The 18,599-nt window shown below is 34.0% G+C and carries 24 protein-coding genes and 1 pseudogene; 15 read left to right on the top strand and 10 right to left on the bottom strand.

All coding sequences use genetic code 11. The features are described from left to right. Positions 1-29 precede the first annotated feature (29 nt). From JVV30_RS03470 to JVV30_RS03450, 6 genes are all read left to right on the top strand, one after another. The gene (locus JVV30_RS03470) at positions 30-596 is read left to right on the top strand and encodes a TetR/AcrR family transcriptional regulator (protein WP_204193396.1); all 567 of its coding nucleotides are present in this window, start codon (positions 30-32) and stop codon (positions 594-596) included. Between the two features lie 206 nt (positions 597-802). Then, positions 803-1,747, top strand: a complete 945-nt coding sequence (locus tag JVV30_RS03465; protein WP_204193393.1) for an LLM class oxidoreductase — start codon at positions 803-805, stop codon at positions 1,745-1,747. A 12-nt stretch (positions 1,748-1,759) separates the two neighbouring features. Beyond that, positions 1,760-1,996: a DUF896 domain-containing protein gene (locus JVV30_RS03460; RefSeq protein ID WP_070854771.1), complete on the top strand. Its 237-nt coding sequence runs from the start codon at positions 1,760-1,762 to the stop codon at positions 1,994-1,996. 801 nt (positions 1,997-2,797) lie between these two features. Further along, positions 2,798-2,923, top strand: coding sequence for a hypothetical protein (locus tag JVV30_RS13410; protein ID WP_256323736.1), 126 nt, complete (start codon positions 2,798-2,800; stop codon positions 2,921-2,923). Then, complete coding sequence (locus JVV30_RS03455; RefSeq protein WP_239469304.1) at positions 2,914-3,222, top strand: NUDIX domain-containing protein; 309 nt, start codon at positions 2,914-2,916, stop codon at positions 3,220-3,222. Before JVV30_RS13410 ends, JVV30_RS03455 begins: the two co-directional genes overlap by 10 nt. Next, positions 3,215-4,084 carry a DMT family transporter gene (locus tag JVV30_RS03450; RefSeq protein ID WP_204193391.1) on the top strand — a complete coding sequence of 290 codons (870 nt, stop codon included), beginning with the start codon at positions 3,215-3,217 and terminating at the stop codon, positions 4,082-4,084. Before JVV30_RS03455 ends, JVV30_RS03450 begins: the two co-directional genes overlap by 8 nt. Positions 4,085-4,175: 91 nt before the next feature. On the opposite strand, the gene JVV30_RS03445 is transcribed toward JVV30_RS03450, so the two are convergent. From JVV30_RS03445 to JVV30_RS03435, 3 genes are read right to left on the bottom strand one after another with little or no spacing between them, the layout of a single operon-like run. Further along, positions 4,176-4,553: a VOC family protein gene (locus JVV30_RS03445; protein ID WP_053016375.1), complete on the bottom strand. Its 378-nt coding sequence runs from the start codon at positions 4,551-4,553 to the stop codon at positions 4,176-4,178. 25 nt (positions 4,554-4,578) lie between these two features. Beyond that, entirely contained in the window at positions 4,579-5,397 is an 819-nt protein-coding gene (locus tag JVV30_RS03440) for an NmrA/HSCARG family protein (protein WP_070854798.1), read from the bottom strand. A 12-nt stretch (positions 5,398-5,409) separates the two neighbouring features. Further along, entirely contained in the window at positions 5,410-5,709 is a 300-nt protein-coding gene (locus tag JVV30_RS03435; RefSeq protein ID WP_053016373.1) for a DUF2316 family protein, read from the bottom strand. A gap of 123 nt (positions 5,710-5,832) precedes the next feature. Between JVV30_RS03435 and JVV30_RS03430 the strand changes: the two genes are divergently transcribed. The 6 genes from JVV30_RS03430 (at position 5,833) to JVV30_RS03405 (ending at position 10,797) form a co-directional block, all read left to right on the top strand. Then, on the top strand, positions 5,833-6,390 hold the full coding sequence (locus JVV30_RS03430; RefSeq protein WP_070854795.1) for a TetR/AcrR family transcriptional regulator: 558 nt from the start codon (positions 5,833-5,835) through the stop codon (positions 6,388-6,390). Then, complete coding sequence (locus JVV30_RS03425) at positions 6,390-7,094, top strand: SDR family NAD(P)-dependent oxidoreductase (RefSeq protein ID WP_070854793.1); 705 nt, start codon at positions 6,390-6,392, stop codon at positions 7,092-7,094. Before JVV30_RS03430 ends, JVV30_RS03425 begins: the two co-directional genes overlap by 1 nt. A gap of 226 nt (positions 7,095-7,320) precedes the next feature. Further along, entirely contained in the window at positions 7,321-8,268 is a 948-nt protein-coding gene (locus tag JVV30_RS03420) for an amidohydrolase family protein (protein WP_204193389.1), read from the top strand. A gap of 80 nt (positions 8,269-8,348) precedes the next feature. Continuing rightward, positions 8,349-9,185, top strand: coding sequence for an alpha/beta fold hydrolase (locus tag JVV30_RS03415; protein ID WP_204193388.1), 837 nt, complete (start codon positions 8,349-8,351; stop codon positions 9,183-9,185). Positions 9,186-9,210: 25 nt separating this feature from the next. Next, the gene (locus JVV30_RS03410; protein WP_070854788.1) at positions 9,211-9,843 is read left to right on the top strand and encodes a nuclear transport factor 2 family protein; all 633 of its coding nucleotides are present in this window, start codon (positions 9,211-9,213) and stop codon (positions 9,841-9,843) included. A gap of 6 nt (positions 9,844-9,849) precedes the next feature. After that, the gene (locus JVV30_RS03405; RefSeq protein ID WP_070854787.1) at positions 9,850-10,797 is read left to right on the top strand and encodes an amidohydrolase family protein; all 948 of its coding nucleotides are present in this window, start codon (positions 9,850-9,852) and stop codon (positions 10,795-10,797) included. A gap of 50 nt (positions 10,798-10,847) precedes the next feature. Here the strand turns inward: JVV30_RS03405 and JVV30_RS03400 are convergent, their stop codons facing one another. Next, positions 10,848-11,702, bottom strand: a complete 855-nt coding sequence (locus tag JVV30_RS03400; RefSeq protein ID WP_204193387.1) for a fructosamine kinase family protein — start codon at positions 11,700-11,702, stop codon at positions 10,848-10,850. A 225-nt stretch (positions 11,703-11,927) separates the two neighbouring features. Between JVV30_RS03400 and JVV30_RS03395 the strand changes: the two genes are divergently transcribed. Further along, the gene (locus JVV30_RS03395) at positions 11,928-12,995 is read left to right on the top strand and encodes a quinone-dependent dihydroorotate dehydrogenase (RefSeq protein WP_204193386.1); all 1,068 of its coding nucleotides are present in this window, start codon (positions 11,928-11,930) and stop codon (positions 12,993-12,995) included. Positions 12,996-13,076: 81 nt separating this feature from the next. Next, positions 13,077-13,367 carry a hypothetical protein gene (locus JVV30_RS03390; RefSeq protein ID WP_070854784.1) on the top strand — a complete coding sequence of 97 codons (291 nt, stop codon included), beginning with the start codon at positions 13,077-13,079 and terminating at the stop codon, positions 13,365-13,367. 52 nt (positions 13,368-13,419) lie between these two features. Here the strand turns inward: JVV30_RS03390 and JVV30_RS03385 are convergent, their stop codons facing one another. The 4 genes from JVV30_RS03385 to JVV30_RS03370 form a co-directional block, all read right to left on the bottom strand. After that, the gene (locus JVV30_RS03385; RefSeq protein ID WP_070854783.1) at positions 13,420-14,136 is read right to left on the bottom strand and encodes an epoxyqueuosine reductase QueH; all 717 of its coding nucleotides are present in this window, start codon (positions 14,134-14,136) and stop codon (positions 13,420-13,422) included. 61 nt (positions 14,137-14,197) lie between these two features. Continuing rightward, entirely contained in the window at positions 14,198-14,701 is a 504-nt protein-coding gene (locus tag JVV30_RS03380; protein WP_204193385.1) for a hypothetical protein, read from the bottom strand. Further along, positions 14,698-15,219, bottom strand: a complete 522-nt coding sequence (locus JVV30_RS13195; RefSeq protein WP_239469303.1) for a hypothetical protein — start codon at positions 15,217-15,219, stop codon at positions 14,698-14,700. The genes JVV30_RS03380 and JVV30_RS13195 overlap by 4 nt, the downstream gene beginning before the upstream one ends. Positions 15,220-15,797: 578 nt before the next feature. Continuing rightward, positions 15,798-16,391, bottom strand: coding sequence for a TetR/AcrR family transcriptional regulator (locus tag JVV30_RS03370; RefSeq protein ID WP_070854781.1), 594 nt, complete (start codon positions 16,389-16,391; stop codon positions 15,798-15,800). Positions 16,392-16,453: 62 nt separating this feature from the next. Here JVV30_RS03370 and JVV30_RS03365 point away from each other — a divergent pair. Continuing rightward, a pseudogene (locus JVV30_RS03365) lies at positions 16,454-16,735 on the top strand (CocE/NonD family hydrolase C-terminal non-catalytic domain-containing protein); the annotation flags it as partial. Here JVV30_RS03365 and JVV30_RS03360 read toward each other — a convergent pair. Together JVV30_RS03360 and budA are read right to left on the bottom strand one after the other, a co-directional pair. Next, complete coding sequence (locus tag JVV30_RS03360) at positions 16,699-17,634, bottom strand: zinc ribbon domain-containing protein (protein ID WP_239469302.1); 936 nt, start codon at positions 17,632-17,634, stop codon at positions 16,699-16,701. The pseudogene JVV30_RS03365 and the gene JVV30_RS03360 sit on opposite strands and share 37 nt — an antisense overlap. 240 nt (positions 17,635-17,874) lie before the next feature. Beyond that, complete coding sequence (budA, locus tag JVV30_RS03355) at positions 17,875-18,579, bottom strand: acetolactate decarboxylase (RefSeq protein ID WP_053028893.1); 705 nt, start codon at positions 18,577-18,579, stop codon at positions 17,875-17,877. Between the last annotated feature and the right edge of the window lie 20 nt (positions 18,580-18,599).

Here is an 18,599-nt window from a genome sequence, read left to right as displayed (position 1 = left end):
GTAATAAGTCAATAAGGGAGGTGCCTATAATGACTACGACTAAGGTAGACCCGCGTATTATTAGAACAAAGAAACTACTGGTAGACGCGTTTCAAGAGGTTTCCCGTGAGAAAAAGATGTCACAAATAACGGTTAAAGATATTACTGAACGTGCTACAGTCAACCGTGCTACTTTCTACGCACATTTTACAGATAAATATGATATTCTCGATTACACTTTATCTGAAACGATTCTGAAAGATCTAAATGACACGTTAGCTATTTCTGATATGATTAATGAAGCCGTCATTACTAATCTATTTATATCTATTGCCAATTATATGGTTGAAGTACAAGATTCATGCAAGATGAATAGTGAAACGTTCTGTAACCAAGCCCATCAACGTATCAATAATGAATTAGAGGATATTTTTACCATTATGCTTCGCAATAGCTATCCTGAACAGGATATTGACATACTCGTTAACAGTGCGAGCTTTCTAGCTTCAGGATTATGTGGTCTCGCCCGACATTGGCTCGATACAAGTTCACTTTCAGCTGAAGCTTTTATAGATAAAAATTTACCTTTCTTAATTCATCATATAACACACTTATAATTCAACTTCTGAGGCATAGCCTTGGAAGTTTTTTATGGAAAAAGCTAATCTAATCAACAAATACTGAGCATTGTTGTCTAAACAACATGTTTCATAAGCATGTATGTTGCATGTTAATCAAATAGGGCGTATATTACATTTATGCAACAAGTGTTAGTTAAGTAATACATGTTGTTTTAATATTAATTGCGTTAGGAGGGGAAGACATGTCAGATATCGATGAACATAAGGGATTTAAACGAACGTTCAAAAATAATAAATTGACGCTAGGTTTATCCATACCATTTGATAATAAACAACAAAATAATATAGATTTTGATGCGCAAGTGAGACTCGCTCAAAAAGCGGAGTCTTTGGGGTTTACAAGTTTATCTGTGAGAGATAATCCACTGTACAGTCCTCATTTAGGTAAGGTTACAACGAATTATGATCCGTTCGTCTTTTTAACCTATCTGAGTGCCTCTACCTCTAAGATTGCACTAGGTACGGGTAGTACCGTAGCAACCTTACGACATCCTATTCACCTTGCTAAATCAGCAGCCTCACTTGATCTCATTTCCAATCAACGTTTATTACTCGGTATGGCTACCGGCGATCGTTCTTTCGAATTCCCTGCATTTAAAGTAGATGAAAGTGAATTAACAGAACGTTATCAAACAACCATTCAATCATTAAGAGCACTTTGGCAATCACATTCTCCCAATATTTCAAATTCAATTTTTGAATTATATGAGGATTCAGGGTTACAAGCATTGCCAAAACATCATACAATTCCAATGTTTGGTACCGGATATTCAAAACACTCAATGGCTTGGCTTCAAGAAAATATGGATGGCTGGTTATTTTACGCCCAACCTTTTCAAGATCAAAAGAAATTAGTTGAAGCTTGGCACAGTGGTACTGACCGCTTCAAACCATTTATGAATATCTTAATGATTAATTTATCCCGAAATCCAAATGAAACCGTTAAACCGATCAAAGGTGGTTTCCGTACTGGACGTAAAAATTTATTACAAATATTAAAAGCTTATGAATCAATTAATACAAATCATATTATCTTAAGATTTACAAATGATGATCGTGATATCGAAGAACTCATAGAAGAAGTTGGGACGTATATTGTACCCCACTTCCCAGCACATACAAATTAGGAGGAATAAATAATGAGAGAATTACTAGATAGAATTAATCAATTAGCAAATAAAGAAAAAGTTGAAAGTTTGAGCGTTGAAGAAAAACAAGAACAACATCAATTAAGACAAGAATATTTAGGTATGATAAGAGGTCAAGTACTTCATACTTTCTCTACGATGAAAGTTTTAGACCCACTTGGACAAGACGTTACACCAGATAAAGTATATGACTTAAGGGAAGAATATGGCAATATTGAAGAAAAATAAAATATCATCAACAAGATTTAGGAGTTCGGGACATAAATAATATAATGCAGCTATTTTGCAAATTCGCAGTAGCTGACTGAACTGAGAGGGCGCTTTAACAAAGCTTTTCTCAGTTCTAGTCACCCTTGCGGGGGTGGGACGACGAATTTAAATGAATTCTGTCCCACTCCCCTTTTTTTCTGTACATAGTTCTTGTAGGAAAATTTTAAACTTGGAATATTATAGAGACGTTCTTAGATAAATATTCACTCACTTAAGTTGCTTCGCGTTCCTGGGGTGCTGTCTCTAAAGCGGCTCTTGGATGGATAATATTCTTTGGTTGCGACGCTTGCCTAGGGGGCTGGGACGAACCGCGGTCTTGTAAAGTAGTTCTTAGATAGATATTCACTCGTTTAAGTTGTTTCGCTTTCCTGTGGGAAAGGCTCGTGCCTGTAGTCACTCGACACTTTCTTTTCCACTAGGAGTCTACACAACTACACTTCGTCATCTATCTTAGAACTATTTACGTAAGTGTGTGAGCACTTACGTTCATCAATCGTTCTAACTCCCTCAGTCGCTAAACTACGTTTCATTATCTCTCGAATAACTACTTATTTAACTCGTTTACTTTCACATATTGCTAGTATATTTACATAAATATGTCTATATATAGATCGAATTGTCACAACTCTTTATTTTAGAAAAGTTTCATTCTCAATGAAAAAGGATTATAATTAATTTTATTATTATATAAATATAAAATAATATTTATCCATTGATTAGTGTGAGTTATAGATTACTTTATAAAGGAGGTTCAAGAAAATGAACATAGACCAAATCAATCTTCAATTTAATAAGACAGTTACAAAATATGATTCTGTTTTAATTGTTTTAACCTATCAAGGACATCTTGTTTTTGTTAAAAATAAAAAAAGAGCATGGGATTAACAGGAGGTAAGGTAAACCATAATGAAACGATGAATGAGACAGCTATCAGAGAAGCTTATGAAGAGTCTGGCGCTGTCATCACTGAAAATGATATAGACTATTTAGGTTACTATATACTACCAAATGGCCATACCACTACAATTACAAAAGCTGAAGTAAGCTATTTTAAAGATATACCGAAATATTCAGAAACTACTGAAAGAATACTTACGAAAGAACCATTAGACAAAAATTTATTATCATTTCAAGATGGATTATATGAAGAAATCTTTAAATACTTAGGAGCATACCATGAATAAGGTAAAAAAAGGGTATTTATTTAATATTATTTCCGTAGCAATCATGTCTTTAACCCCAATATTAAACAAATTTTCACTCACTGATTTATCACCTATTCAAGCAAGTTTTTTTAATGCTTTGTTTTCAACTTTAATATTATTAATCACTGTATTATTCGATAAAAGTAAAATAAAAATCTATCATAACAAATCTATATGGCTCTTAGGTATTACTAATACAACAGGTATTTTACTCCAATATGTAAGTTTAAGTTTGTTAGATCCAGTTAGTGTTGGATTATTAGGAAGATTTTATATTATATTTGCGTTGTTTCTTTCAGTTCTCTTTCTAAATGAAACGTTGTGCAAACACGATACCCTTCCTATAATTTTTGCTGTTATAGGTTCATTCTTGATTACTCATTTTTCAGGTGATTTTAACAGTATATTAGGTGTGATTGCCGCCCTATCTTATACATTCTTTTTTGCGCTAACGAATATGTTAGCTAAAAAGACCGTTAAAGACATTGATTCTAAAACCATCTTACTATACAATCAGGCGACTTCTACTTTGTTGCTAGGTATCATATTAATTGTGACTAATCATTTACATACCATACATATAGGCATAGGTTTGTTCTCTATTTTACTTTCTGCTTTGTGCAGTGGTGTAATAGGACTTTTATTATTTTATGAAGGCTTGAAATACATTTCGTTTCGTGAAGCGAATATTATAAGAACCCTCAATCCTATATTTGTGTTTATATTTTCTTTCCCGTTTTTCCCTTTACCATTAACACCTAAATTCATAACCGGTGCGATTTTAATCATTATTTCTATCATTTATATGAATCTATATAAAGATAAAAAAACGTCTTCATGATCACTTTTTCATTAAAAATGCGCCCCAACATTAGATCTCATTCTAACTTTGGGGCGTATATTAATTAGCGTATTTTATAAAATTAATTGAACTAACAAACTAAGAAATTATATTTATGTCCATCTGGGTCTGCAAAAGTTGCACCGTAATATCCTTGATAAGTCCCAGGCTCATCAATCACTTTACCGCCTAGCACTTCCACTTTATGCATTAACTCATCCACTTCATCAGTCGTTTTTACACCTAAAGATATGATGACTTCATTAGGTTGTTTTGAAACTGATTCATGCGTCACTTTTTCAAAATGGTTATTTTCAATTAAAATCATAATCGTTTGTCCGATTTTAATACCAACCATTTTGTCTAGCATATCTGGATTTTTATTAATCTCAAACCCTAAATTTTTGTAAAATTGCTCGCTACGTTCTAAATCTTCGACATGTAAATTAAACCACATTGACTGAGTCATAGTCTCCCCCCTCATTTTAAAAAAATTAAAAGTTCACTTCATTAATCCATTGTTCTAACGTTAAACGACCGGGATTGATCTCATCCATTTGATTAAAATCAATCACATACCCTTTTTCTTCTAGCCAACCACGTTCAGCCGTGCCACTTGAAAATGACCCTTTAATTTCTGTAGGTTTACCTGTCACCGTAGCAAATGTTTTTACAACTTCTTTTAATGTAAGTTCATCAGAAGCGATTTCAATCGCTTGGTGGTTATATTTGTCAGTATTCGTAAACACATTGGCAGCAATTTTAGCGATATCGATTGAAGAAATCATCGCAAATTTAACATCTCTATCGATAAATTCAGGAATTACAATTTCGCCATTCTCTACTTTAGTAATTCTTAAGAAGTTATCCATAAAGAACGAAGGCTTGATGATAGTGTAATTCAATGTACTGTCTTTAAGTTCATTTTCAATATCAGCCAAGGCTTCGAAATGTGGACCTGTACGATCACGATTGACACCACCCGCAGTACTATAAACAACATATTCGATATTTTGTTGTTCCGCCGTTTTAATTATCATCTTACCTTGTCGTAATTCTTCTTCTACATTGTCTACAATAATAGGTTGAACACTATAAACACCATATTGACCTTCCATAGCCTTTGTTAAGCTATCTTGATGACTTAAATCGCCTTCAAATATCTCTAAATGGTCATTACCGATTGAAGTCAACGTTTCATTATGTTGATTACGTGTAAAAGCACGAACATGCCAACCATCTTCTAATAATTGTTTTACCACAGCATTACCTTGTTTTCCTGTAGCACCAATAACTAATATACTTTTACTCATTATTTATCTCTCCTATTGTAAAAACCAATAATCTTCTTTTTCACCTTTTAAATACGTATAATCTTCAGGTTGAGCACCGTTTTGTCTAATGTTGTCATTGATTAAATCACGAACATCCCACACTAAGTGTATAAATGTTTGCAATTTATTGCCAAAGAAACCATTTGGGGCATCCATGTCTAATACCCTTTCCACTTCTTCAATAGAAATATTCATTTCTTGAGCAATATTTTCAATACTTAATGTTGATTCATGGAAATGTGCTTTCAACTCTTCACTCGTCACGTGTCTTTGATGTTTATTTAATGACATATTTACCCCTCTTTTCAAAAAATAAATTAATTAACCCTTTATATTTGTATTCATCATTAACAAGATTTATAATAAACGGACAGTTATCCGTTTGTCAACGAAATCTATTTAAGAGGTGATATGATGCGTAAGGATGCATTAAAGAATCGACAACGTATTGAAGACAAAGCACTAGAATTATTTAATTCCGAAGGCGTTGAATATGTAAGTATGAATAGAATTTCTAAGGAATTGAATATTGGTATGGGTACACTCTATCGTCACTTCAAAGATAAAAGTGACCTATGCTATCGCATTATCGAACATGACTTCGATGACATTATGACACAAATGCTAGAAATCAAATCACACTATGCATCTAAAACTGATATCATGGCCCATTCGCTGGATATATTTTTAAAATTTAAAACGGATAATAGTGGTTTATTACATTGTATTGAAGGTAAAGATAATGCCCAGTTGTTCCGTGAAAGTGACTTCTTCAAACATTTGAATCAATATTACTTTGATTTATTTAATGATTATACAGACGAATCTTGGGCAATATTTAAAACAGATATGCTATTAAAATCTTTAACAACTGAGACCTTTGAATTTCAAAAAAACGAACGACAACTTTCTAATGAAACATTTAGAAATAATTTAATCAAACTATATTTACCTACAGAGGTGACGAAATAATGGAAAGAATCACGTTAATCACTGGCGGCAACAAAGGGTTAGGCTTTGAAACTGCGAAAGCACTAAAGGAACAAGGACATAAAGTTTATATTGGTTCTCGTGATGAAGCACGCGGTCAAAAAGCTGCTGAAGCACTTGGCATAGATTATGTGCAACTAGATGTTACCGATGACGCTTCAGTTCAAAATGCTTATAAAACCATTGAAAATAAAGAAGGTCGTTTAGACGTATTAGTCAATAATGCAGGCATCTCTGGTGGTTTCGCTAAACCTGCTGATTTAACTGTTGAAGACGTGGAGAAAGTGTATAACACAAACGTCTTTAGTATCGTACGTATGATGAACACCTTCATACCACTTCTTGAACAATCTGAACAACCTGTTGTAGTCAATGTAAGTAGTGGTTTAGGTTCATTCGGCATGGTAACAAACCCTGATACACAAGAATCTAAAGTGAATTCATTAGCTTATTGTTCATCAAAATCTGCCGTAACGATGTTGACCGTACAATATGCGAAGGGATTACCGCATATGCAAATCAATGCTGCAGATCCAGGTTCAACCAACACGGATTTAGTTGGAGATTTTAGTAACAATTCTAAACCTGCATCTGAAGGCATCATCCCTATTGTTCAACTTGCAACTATTGATACAGATGGCCCTACAGGTACCTTTATTGATGGCAATGGCACTATGCCTTGGTAATTTTGAATAATTATTTAAATTTTAGGAGCAGTTTGGGACATAAATAATATAATAATGCTATTTAGCAAATTCGCAGTAGCTGACTGAACTGAGAAGGCGCTTAAATCAAGCTTTTCTCAGTTCTAGTCACCCTTGCGGGGGTCGGACAACGAATTCAAAAGAATTCTGTCCCACTCCCATTAACTTTGAAGAACATTATGTTGTAGAAGAAATTCAAAAGGAAACAATGAAACATATGTCCGCTGACCCTAAGGGCGTGCCAATGAAAACAATGCTTGAAGGTCTTGAACAAAAATCTGGTTTCACAGATGCAGATGAAATATCACACCACGACAAACGTATTGAATTTATGGATAAACATGATGTTGAAATGCAAGTATTATCCTATGGTAATGGTGCGCCATCAAACTTAGAAGGACAACGCGCAATTGATTTATGTAAAAAAACGAATGATACATTAGCAGAATATATTGAAAAATATCCAGATCGATTTGTTGGGTTTGCGACGTTACCAATTAATGAACCAGAGGCAACAGTTGAAGAATTTAAACGTTGTATCAATGACTTAGGGTTCAAAGGTGCCTTAATTATGGGACACCCTAAAAACGGTTTCCTTGATCAAGATGCATACGAACCATTATTCGCCGCCGCGGAAGCATTAAACGCGCCGATCTATTTACATCCATCTCCAGTACAAAGTGACGTGTATCAAGCGTACTACAAAGGGAACTATCCAGATGTAACAGCAGCTACATTCGCTTGTTTCGGTTATGGTTGGCATGTTGATGTAGGTATTCATGCAATTCATTTAGTACTTTCAGGTATATTTGATCGTCATCCAAACTTAAATATTATTATTGGACACTGGGGCGAATTTGTACCATTCTTCTTAGAACGAATGGATGCCATTTTATTTGCAGATCACCTACAACATCCAATTAGTCATTATTTCAAAAATAATTTCTACATTACACCAAGTGGTATGTTAACGAAACCACAATTTGATTTAGTCAAAGCAGAAGTCGGTATTGATAGAATCTTATATTCAGCGGATTATCCATATGTAGAGCCAGAGCAACTAGGAACATTCTTAAGCGAACTAGGTTTAACTGAAGAAGAACAAGAGAAAATAAGTTATACCAATGGTGCTAAATTATTAGGCTTAGATAAATAATTGGGTTAATACAATCTAAGCTTAAATCATATCGATTCAATATTTTATCTTAAAATTAATTTTTATCGGAGGTTTTATAAATGGAAACATTAGAATTACAAGGCGCTAAATTACGTTATCACAAAGTGGGCAATGGTCCTGTTATCATCTTCATCCCTGGTGCAAACGGAACTGGAGATATCTTCATGCCACTTGCACAACAATTAAAAGATAAATTCACAGTTGTCGCTGTAGATCGCCGCGGCTATGGTCAAAGTGAATTAACTGAACCACTTCCTGAAGAAGCAATTAATCCAGATAGTCGTTACCGTGTTAAACGTGACGCACAAGATATCGCTGAATTAGCGAAATCACTAAGTGATGAACCCGTTTACGTATTAGGTTCAAGTTCAGGTTCAATCGTAGCAATGCACGTTTTAAAAGAACATCCTGATGTCGAAAAAAAAATCGCATTCCACGAACCACCAATTAACACATTTTTACCAGATGCGACATATTGGCAAGATAAAAACGCTGAAATCATTGATATAGCGATTAATGAAGGTATGCCTCAAGCAATGAAATTATTTGGCGAAACATTACAAATAAGTAAATTAGATCAACAATACATGTCAAAACCAGCTCAAGCTGAAAATGATGCTGACAGTAAAAAACGTTTCGATGAAATGTTAGGTTGGTTCAAATATGAAATTCGTCAATATACAGAATCTGATATTTCAATTGATGATTTCAAAAAACATAAAGACATCATTACTTTATTAAATGGTACAGCTTCAAAAGGTTCATTCCCTCAAGAAGTTAACTTCTTCATTTCTGAAGAAACTGGTATCAACATCATCGACATTCCAGGGGGTCACTTAGGATACGTTCAAGAACCTGAAGGTTTCGCTAACGTATTACTTGAAATGTGGGATTAATTTGAATTAAAGGAGTGTCATTTTAGTGCTTTTCACGAGAAATAAACCTTATACGAATGAAACGTTACTAGCTAAAGAAGATATTCTTGAGCTCATTCAATTTGAACGTTTCTGTCGTGATAATGCCCTATGGGAAAGCATGGAAACATGTTTCGCAAATAATTCTTATATCAATATTTCATGGTTTAAAGGTAATGGTAGTGAGTTTGTCGCTTCATCTAAAGCAATGAATCGCTATGCCCCTCATCAAATCCATAATTCCCAAGTTTGGATTAATGACACACGTGCTGTAGCAATTATGCAAGCGACCATTCAAACACGCCTTTCTATTCAAAATGTTGAAATGGAATTACAATCAGATGCCAAATTAGTATATTGTCTCGAACAAGATAAACAAGGCGTTTGGTATATTACACGTCTTGAATGTATATACGAGAAAGATAGCTTAACACCGGTTAAACCAACGACGATTAATTTGCCAAAGGGTGACTTTGCAGATTATCGTCCAAGCTATGCTTGCTTATCTTATGCATTAAATGCCATTGGCTATGATGTGAATAGTGAGCTACAAGGTATTGATAGACCGAACGAAGTCAATGCCTATTATGCTGAAATTGATGATTGGCTAACTTTTAAAGAAAAAGAGAAAGAAGCGTAATAAAATATGAAGAAAATTGATTTACATGCACATTATATATCACCTGGATTCTCGAAATTTCTAGATGATTATTTCGACGGCAAAGGTGATGGCGTAGCAACACCGAAGTTCTCACCTGAAGGTTATTTAGCATTAATGACACGTATGGACATTGAATATGGTGTGCTATCTATTTCGAGCCCACATATCAGTGTGGCGCCAGATGAAGAAATGATTGACTTAGCTAAAGAAGTCAATGCGTATGCATCTGAATTTACACACAAATATCCAGAGCAATTAGGTTTCTTTGCGACGTTACCACTACCATTGGTTGAAGAAAGTATCGCCACGATTGATACCGCATTAGATCAACAAGGTGCTTTAGGTTTCACCTTGCCTACAAATGCACGAGGTATTTATATTGGTGATGACCGCCTAGATAAAGTCTTAGCTAAATTAGATGAGCGTCATGCCGTTGTTGCACTTCATCCGAATGAACCTAAGCCGAATATCGAAGCAATGAGCGACGTTGTTCCTGCACCATTAATGGAATTCATCTTTGATACCACACGCACAGTCATTTATATGAGCCAAAATAATGTGTTTAGCAAATATCCAAATATTAAGTGGATTATTCCACATTGTGGTGCATTACTTCCTGTCATTGCGCAACGTGTTGCAATGGGTAATAAGATGTTTGGAAGTGAGCGTCAACCTGATGATTTAGAACAAGTTATGAAAGAGTTATACTTTGATTTAGCTGGAAAAGTCTTACCTTATCAGCTTCCAAATATTGCTCAAAGTGTAGATATGAATAAAATTGTATATGGTTCAGATGCTCCGTATACAACAGATCAAGTCGTTACAATATTAGCAGATGAATTGGAAACAACTGAATTCATCTCACGACATGAACTTGAAAAAATGTTATATGATAACGGCAAACAATTATTAAAAACAATTAAAGAAGATTAAAAATTACGGAGGCACAGGTACATTGATACCTATGCCTCCATAATTTTTTTCTATGCTAATATTTCATCCATTGATCGGTTCACGCTACTTGCGTACATTCCACCAAATTTAAGTAAATGAACCATAAATAAATATAATCTATAAAATTCTAAACGTTTACGTGCACCTTTTCCCAAAGGATAATGTTTCTCATATTCATCATAGAATGCTTGGGTAAAGCCACCGAATACCGTCGTAATACCTAAATCAAACTCTCTATCTCCATAGAACGGAGCCGGGTCGAATAGCGCTGGACGTCCATCCGTTAAAAACATGTAATTGCCACCCCATAAATCTCCATGTAACAACGATGGTTTGCTGTGATGATCCTCTAATTCATTTACCATCACAGTACGGACTTGTTCATATACTTTATTATCTTCGGCATTCCATAACCCTTTACGCATCAGTTCATCTCTCAAGTGATCCATACGACGTTCGACAAAGATTTCAACCCATGACTCTGACCATGAATTATCAAATGAAATATCTCCACCCTCATGTGGTAAATCGAATCCAAATTGACCATCTTGTTGTTGCTGGCTATGCATTTTTGCTACTAATTGTCCTAATTCACGTTGGCTACCATTTGTTCCTTCATCTAAATAACTTAATATCAAGAAAGCATCCCCATTGATTTCACCACTATCAATGACACGTGGTGCCGTTATACCTGCGTGTTCAAATGCATTGAGTCCAGCAATTTCAGCTGCATAGAATGTCTTATCTCGATTACGCTGAACTAACAAGAAATACACATCATCTGTAGTCGTTACTTTGAATGCCTCATTGACATCTCCACCACTGACTGGTGAAATATCACTGATTTGGTCTAATGGTAGCTGTGCTTGCCAATCTTTCTTCATGATGAATCCTCCTTCGCATACATCTTCTTACTATATTATATTTCCTGAAAATGTGTTAACTAATCGTATGTCCTTATATCGATTTTAGTTAAGGCAAATTTTCAAACAGTCTTTAAATTAACTATGCAATTATTGTTGAACATGCTAGTCTTAGAGAGGAATGTTTTTTCAATGATATTAAATGAGGATAGTAAGCCTCAAATACAATGAAATAGGAGCATTATTATGTATAAACTAATTAAACCACTATTATTTAAATTTGACCCTGAAAAAGCACACGGTATGACGATCGACGCTTTGAAACTCGCACAGAAGCGTGCTTTCTTATTACCTGTGATGCATAAACTATTTAATTATGAAGACCCATCATTAACGCAAACAATCAAAGGTATTACATTTAATAATCCAATCGGCTTAGCTGCAGGCTTTGACAAATCTTGTGAAGTCCCTAAAGCACTTGAAAATGTTGGCTTCGGTGCACTTGAATTAGGTGGTATTACTCCAAAACCTCAAGATGGCAATCCGAAACCACGTATGTATCGTCTAGTAGAAGATAATGCCTTAATTAACCGTATGGGCTTTAACAATATTGGTATGAACCGTGCGTTATGGAATTTACGTCGCCATTCATACACAATTCCTGTTGGCTTAAACGTTGGTGTAAACAAAACGACGCCATACAACGATCGCTATCAAGATTACATTAAAGTGATTGATACGTTTAAAGCAGATGTATCCTTCTTTACAGTTAATATTAGTTCACCAAACACTGAGAACTTACAAAGTTTCCATGATAAAGATGAGTTTTCAATGTTATGCAAAGCATTAAAAGATTTCAAAGCGCATACAGAAGTAAATGTCCCTATTTTCTTAAAATTAACTTCTGATTTAGAGCTTGATGGATTTAAAACGATTTTACCAGCGATTACTGAAACATTTGATGGTATGATTCTAGCGAATACAACACGACAACGTGATGGTTTAACATCTGCGAATAAAGTAGAAGACGGTGGCTTAAGTGGGCGTCCCCTTTTCAAAAGAAATTTAGAATTAGTGAAATGGGCATACCAACAAACTAAAGGTGAATTCTTAATTATCGGCACAGGCGGTATATTTAGTGCTAAAGATGCCATTCAAATGATGCGAAATGGTGCCTCTCTCGTTCAAATTTATTCGTCATTAGTTATCGAAGGTCCTGGATTAACTAAGAAGATTAATAAAGACATCGCTGCATATTTAAAACAACATCGATACAACAATGTAAGTGAAATCATTGGTTTAGATGCCAAATAATAATGGTGATATAGCTTTACTTAATTTTAAAAAGTACTATACTAAAGCCAAAGATAACTAGTTTACCGGAGGGGTATGCGTATGACTGCAGAAGATAAAGATACTAAACACAATGCAGACCAAGCGTCTAAAAACCAAACGCAATCATCTAAACCGAATCATCAATCATCAAATGATGATAATAGCATTGGCTATAATGGCGAAAAGAAGACCGCACTTGATCTTGAAATCGAACGCGAGTTGCTTGAAATGATGGAAAATGAAGATCCAGAACCTGAGAAACAAAAAAAAGGATTAAAAATTGCAGGTTTGCTTTCTGCATTTGTGATTGCCGTCTTAGCTATTATACGGTTTATTAATCGAACATTATAAAACAAGACTCCTAATTTGAAATGCTTCAACTTCAAATTAGGAGTCATTTTAATTAAAATTGTTGTAAAAAATCTTTCGCTTCTTGATTGATTTGTTTGAAATCTATCCCTTGTGCCATCGCAGCAAAGACACATCCACAATAGCATTGTCTAAAAATGTGATAGTCATTACACATTTCTATTGAACGTTCATATCCTTTATTCTTTTTAAAGTCACTTGGTAAATAGTTCACATCATATAAATGTTGCACTTCCATCCCTAACTCGTTAATTAATTGCGCATTCTTTTTAGGGGATAATGTAAGGGCACTACCAAAGTAATCATAGCCGTATTTCACAGCAGCTTCAGCAACAAGCTCTAAACGCATCTCAAAACATGCAGTACAACGTAAGCCACCTTCTGGTTCTTCAGTAAGTCCACGCGATTTCGCCATTTTCATAAATTCATGCGGCTTATATTCCGCTTCAATATATTTCACTTGCTTTCCAGTCTTCTCATTAAAATCTTTAACGAATTGTTCTTGAACCTTAGCACGTCTTAAATATTCATTTTTAGGATGGATGTTAGGATTAGCAAAGTAAATCGCCACATCAGCATACTCTGTTAAATATTCTAACGTGTATGTGCTACATGGCGCACAACAACTATGTAGCAATATTTTAGGTCTCAATCCTTCCCTTTCCCATTGAAGAATTAATTTTTTCAGTACTCGATCATAGTTGATTTTTTGATTTTTCATTTTAGCAATAATTGGATCCGCGTTTAACATAAAATGACTCCTTAAATATTATATAAATTTATTATATAATACTTAAGGAGCCGAATCATCGTTAATATTCTTTTTTCAACATCATCATGTAATAAATAAACATGACACCTCCGAATAGCACGCCAGAGATGACACATCGGATGAATTGCGCTTTAAAGTCAAACCCGTCATTAAAAATATACGGAAAGATAACGCCAGTAATAATAAACATCATCACTGCAAAATAAACAACTAAAAACGCGCATTTTAATGCAAGTTTCTTCACCCAATATTTATACGCTTCTGCAGAAGTCGCTTTTAACTCATCTAAACGATTTTTTCTATTAATCCATAGAGAGGCAAATGTTAAAATAACACTTAATACTAATAAGCACACCGTTCCGAAGCTTACTGTTTCTCTCATCATATCTATAATCAAACTAACTGTACCTAAAATAACTATTAATATATAGGTTATTAAAAACATAACCGCTAATTTATGTTCAAGGACACCTTGTTCACGCTCATCTCGACCTGTAGGATTTTGTGTAAACCAATTGAATAACGCATTACTAAATTTATTCATTCTTTATACGCCCCTTCATTGTATGCCTTAACAATTTTACGCTTACCAGCAAAATAACTGACTAAACCGAAAATTAAAGATGCCATCAAATTAATCGTTATAAAAAATCCTAATTCAATCTTTTGATCAGAAAAATATAATCGCATTAAATTAAGTAAACTCATAATGACACCGAACATGATACCACCGAGTAAACAACTTAACTTATGCTTTTTTAACACCCTTTGATAGGCTTCTTTAGTATAAACTCGATTTTCATCTAAATGATGTTTTCGAATACCTATCGATAAGACTATATTCACAATAAAGAACAAAATGAATACACCAATGGTTGGTATATTAACATGCTGCACAACATAATCATTGATTAAACTAATGAAAGCTAATATAAGCAAGCCAAAATAAGTAATAACAAAAGTTGTCGTAACATGTGTGTATAGCATTTCTTTTTCTCGCTCATCACGTTCAGTCATTACGCCGATGAGTCGATTAATCGTTTTATCTCGAAAATTGGTCATCTTTGATCACCTCAAGATTATTAATTACGGTATATGTAAAATATAAACGACATTTCTGCATATGTCAAATATAGACGACACAAAGATTCTATTTAGATTGCTTAACATCAAGTGTTATGCTACAATAATTGTAATAAAAAACACCTAGATCGTTTGAGATTTGGAACTAGGTGTAAAAATAAAGGACATATTACTGACTTATAGGTAAGCCAATATGTATCTCCAATTTCTATTATTGGGCTAACGTTTTCTTAATTGTGACTTAAGAAAACGTTATTTTTTATACTTTATTTCAAATATTAAAATAATTATATAACCCAAGATACATAGAATGTCATTTAATGGGAGATGAACCGTTATATCTATTGTCATCATGCTCTCCCCCTCTCTCCCAATTGGATTTATAGAGTTAGAGATACATAACAACGTAATAGGTTCCCTCATTTTTATGCGTTTCATTATACATCGTATGCTATGATATAAAACTCAATAATATATGTTTAATTCAACAATCTATAAAAATCTTTTTAAATTGAAAAAGCTCCTAATCACTAATATCAGTAATTAGAAGCCATACATTATTTATTAATCTCTCTTTGTATTATTGTAGCTGGACCATTATTAACAATATCGTAAAAATATTGAATTAAATCTTCTTTAGGGATACGGTTACCATCCTCAACCCAATGTCTTAAGAATGATAGTCCTGCACCTGATACATAACTCATAAAATAAGAAAATGGAATACCACTAATATCACCCTGTGTATTTGTAAAACTATTTAAATAGTTCGTTAGCAAGCCATATAATTTTTCATGCAATTTAGACGCTGTCCCTATTTTGAACATTAATTGATAAAATGCTATATTATCCTCAATATGTGCAATCAGAAATTCCATGATGTGTCTTAAATCCTCTGTTGAGAACTTCCCGCCACTACTTTGTTTGCTTTCTTTAATAAACGTACGCACTACATCTACGTGTTCGTCTTCCATTTTGTCTAGCAAATCGTATTTATCTAAGTAATGCGTATAAAACGTACCGCGATTAATATCAGCTAAATCAGTAATTTGTTGTACAGTAACGTCATTGAAATCATACTTATGTAATAAATTGATAAATGCCTTTTTAATCGCTTGTTGTGATTTCCTAATTCTACGATCTTGAGTCATTTTATAGACCTCACTTTACATGTTTGTTTTTGTACAATTATACCGACTTTGTTGGTTTTCGTACAATTACCCAACCATGGCATACACATGAACACGAACAAAAAGTTAACCCAAATGAAATCGTGCCAGTTGAAATAGAATTATTACCATCAGGAACATTATTTAAAAAAGGTGAATCTTTAGTAGTTGTTGTTAAAGGTAACGAAGTTATCAAAGATAATAGCACACCTTTACCTAATATGAAAACACGCTATGAACATGAAGATACAGTAAACAAAGGTCGTCATCTTGTATATACTGGCGACAATTATGATTCACACTTAATCATTCCTGTAATTGAATAATTATTTAAAGTAAAACAAACATTAAATACATTCCCTATCTCAATACCTAAATCATCATAATGATGAACAAGCGTTGATCCGAACAAATGCATGGCGAAGGCTATAATGACAAAGAAAATCATGATGCCATAAAAACTCGCTATACGCAGTGTATGATTCACACTATATTTCGAAATTAAGTATATTGATGATGTTATAAGTAAAATCGTAGAGAACGCAATCAATATACCACTGAAAATATAGAACTCAAGGAAAAACACAACAAGTCCTAAAAATAGCACACTGACTGACAGTGTATTGATCAATATATAATCTGATAATACCTTTTTAAATAAAATACGTTCTACGATCATTAAGCGAATAACGCCAAATGTTACGACAAGTAAAAACACAAGCGCTAACAGGATTGTTAATACGTATTTCAAGATAATTGTTGCAGTATCAACAAAATAACCATCAAATAAACTTGCTGAAAATATGTGTAAAAACATTCCCAATATAATCAAACCAATAACGACTAATGAAGCAAGTAACGTATGGCTAAATGAATGTTCCCCTTTAATTACAGCATCATGAGCAGTAAATGCTTGTTTAAAAAATGACTTACTTTCATTAAATGTTGTTTTCACTTTCAGTGTGAATGGACCTTCAGCATAACGGTGTTCATAAGACATATATCTATGTGCAAATTCACCATGTTCATACGCATTATCACGTTGTGTTTCATTGAAACCTTCTTGTTTAACTGTTTTAGAATGCGTTGCAGATTGAATCTCCGAATTGACTGATTCTGTTGTTGATTGCGTTGATTGGAGCGTTGAATCATTTAATTTCTTACCACAACTACCGCAATATTGATCTCCTGGTTGATATGTCTGACCACAATTTGGACATTGCATTAGGGCTACCTCCATAAATATAAAATTCTAAGTCATTATACCATTATTTTATATTGTGTCATATATTATATTTTATAAATTAAAAAGGGAGCGGGACAGAATTCNNCACCCCCGCAAGGATGACTAGAACTGAAAAAAGCTTGATTTAAGCGCATTTTCAGTTCAGTCAGCTACTGCGAATTTGCAAAATAGCTTCATTATATTATTTCTGTCCCGGACTCTTTTAGGTATGATTATTAGTTACTCAGCTTCTCTAATTTCTGCATCAACATCCGCATAATCAATTTCTGTTTCTGTAAATGTTTTATTATTGATTGGGAAGTGTTGTTCAAATGTTTCAAAGTTTTGAATTTCCACTGTGACATCATCCACTTCAAAATCTAATACATGGCCGCCAAAGTTGCGATCATCATTAGCGAAATGAATATGAAAACCAGCAGACCCAATACCATGGAATAACTCAGGTGTGAAGAAACCAATGATTGTTCCCTTAATATCTTCACGTGTTTCCTCTGGTTGTCTACGTGCTGAATCAATCAATCTAGTATACGGTGGCTCTTGTTTAGGCATCATACGTACATGCATTTTTTTAAATGTGCCACTTATTTTCACTGCAGAAAATAGATTATCACTTAACATATGTTCCTTAACTTCATTTAATACGTTTTCAGAATCCTTATCTGAGGTTTGATAAGATTGGTCTGCTTCAAAACGTGTAATCGTTGCGTATGGTGTCATTTCATCGCCATTCAATTTCTTAAATTCTTTATGTTCATTGGCATGAAATGCTTCACCATTTAAAAAGATAACCTCACCATTAGAACCAGTTAATGTCGCTAGCCCTGAATCACCATGTTCTAATAGTTCATTGATAGATGCAGTTCCTTCTAATAGACCTGCCATTAATGTACCTAACGTACCATGTTGATATAATACGTGACTCATTGAATATTCACTCCTAAGTT

Source organism: Staphylococcus sp. GDY8P47P (genome assembly GCF_016892225.1).
GTDB lineage: Bacteria > Bacillota > Bacilli > Staphylococcales > Staphylococcaceae > Staphylococcus > Staphylococcus borealis.
The sequence above is the reverse complement of the archived record's forward strand: the minus strand, read 5'-3'. Positions and strand labels throughout refer to the sequence as shown.

Coding starts and splice junctions, on each gene's coding strand:
- JVV30_RS13410 (WP_256323736.1), top strand. CDS start 2,798: ATGAACATAGACCAAATCAATCTTCAATTTAATAAGACAGTTACAAAA.
- JVV30_RS03435 (WP_053016373.1), bottom strand. CDS start 5,709: ATGTCATTAAATAAACATCAAAGACACGTGACGAGTGAAGAGTTGAAA.
- JVV30_RS03390 (WP_070854784.1), top strand. CDS start 13,077: ATGACTGCAGAAGATAAAGATACTAAACACAATGCAGACCAAGCGTCT.
- JVV30_RS03370 (WP_070854781.1), bottom strand. CDS start 16,391: ATGACTCAAGATCGTAGAATTAGGAAATCACAACAAGCGATTAAAAAG.
- JVV30_RS03460 (WP_070854771.1), top strand. CDS start 1,760: ATGAGAGAATTACTAGATAGAATTAATCAATTAGCAAATAAAGAAAAA.
- JVV30_RS03380 (WP_204193385.1), bottom strand. CDS start 14,701: ATGAATAAATTTAGTAATGCGTTATTCAATTGGTTTACACAAAATCCT.
- JVV30_RS03465 (WP_204193393.1), top strand. CDS start 803: ATGTCAGATATCGATGAACATAAGGGATTTAAACGAACGTTCAAAAAT.
- JVV30_RS03415 (WP_204193388.1), top strand. CDS start 8,349: ATGGAAACATTAGAATTACAAGGCGCTAAATTACGTTATCACAAAGTG.
- JVV30_RS03395 (WP_204193386.1), top strand. CDS start 11,928: ATGTATAAACTAATTAAACCACTATTATTTAAATTTGACCCTGAAAAA.
- JVV30_RS03430 (WP_070854795.1), top strand. CDS start 5,833: ATGCGTAAGGATGCATTAAAGAATCGACAACGTATTGAAGACAAAGCA.
- JVV30_RS03405 (WP_070854787.1), top strand. CDS start 9,850: ATGAAGAAAATTGATTTACATGCACATTATATATCACCTGGATTCTCG.
- JVV30_RS03385 (WP_070854783.1), bottom strand. CDS start 14,136: ATGTTAAACGCGGATCCAATTATTGCTAAAATGAAAAATCAAAAAATC.
- JVV30_RS03450 (WP_204193391.1), top strand. CDS start 3,215: ATGAATAAGGTAAAAAAAGGGTATTTATTTAATATTATTTCCGTAGCA.
- JVV30_RS03420 (WP_204193389.1), top strand. CDS start 7,321: ATGAAACATATGTCCGCTGACCCTAAGGGCGTGCCAATGAAAACAATG.
- JVV30_RS03470 (WP_204193396.1), top strand. CDS start 30: ATGACTACGACTAAGGTAGACCCGCGTATTATTAGAACAAAGAAACTA.
- JVV30_RS03425 (WP_070854793.1), top strand. CDS start 6,390: ATGGAAAGAATCACGTTAATCACTGGCGGCAACAAAGGGTTAGGCTTT.
- JVV30_RS03440 (WP_070854798.1), bottom strand. CDS start 5,397: ATGAGTAAAAGTATATTAGTTATTGGTGCTACAGGAAAACAAGGTAAT.
- JVV30_RS03445 (WP_053016375.1), bottom strand. CDS start 4,553: ATGACTCAGTCAATGTGGTTTAATTTACATGTCGAAGATTTAGAACGT.
- JVV30_RS03360 (WP_239469302.1), bottom strand. CDS start 17,634: ATGCAATGTCCAAATTGTGGTCAGACATATCAACCAGGAGATCAATAT.
- JVV30_RS03455 (WP_239469304.1), top strand. CDS start 2,914: ATGGGATTAACAGGAGGTAAGGTAAACCATAATGAAACGATGAATGAG.
- budA (WP_053028893.1), bottom strand. CDS start 18,579: ATGAGTCACGTATTATATCAACATGGTACGTTAGGTACATTAATGGCA.
- JVV30_RS13195 (WP_239469303.1), bottom strand. CDS start 15,219: ATGACCAATTTTCGAGATAAAACGATTAATCGACTCATCGGCGTAATG.
- JVV30_RS03400 (WP_204193387.1), bottom strand. CDS start 11,702: ATGAAGAAAGATTGGCAAGCACAGCTACCATTAGACCAAATCAGTGAT.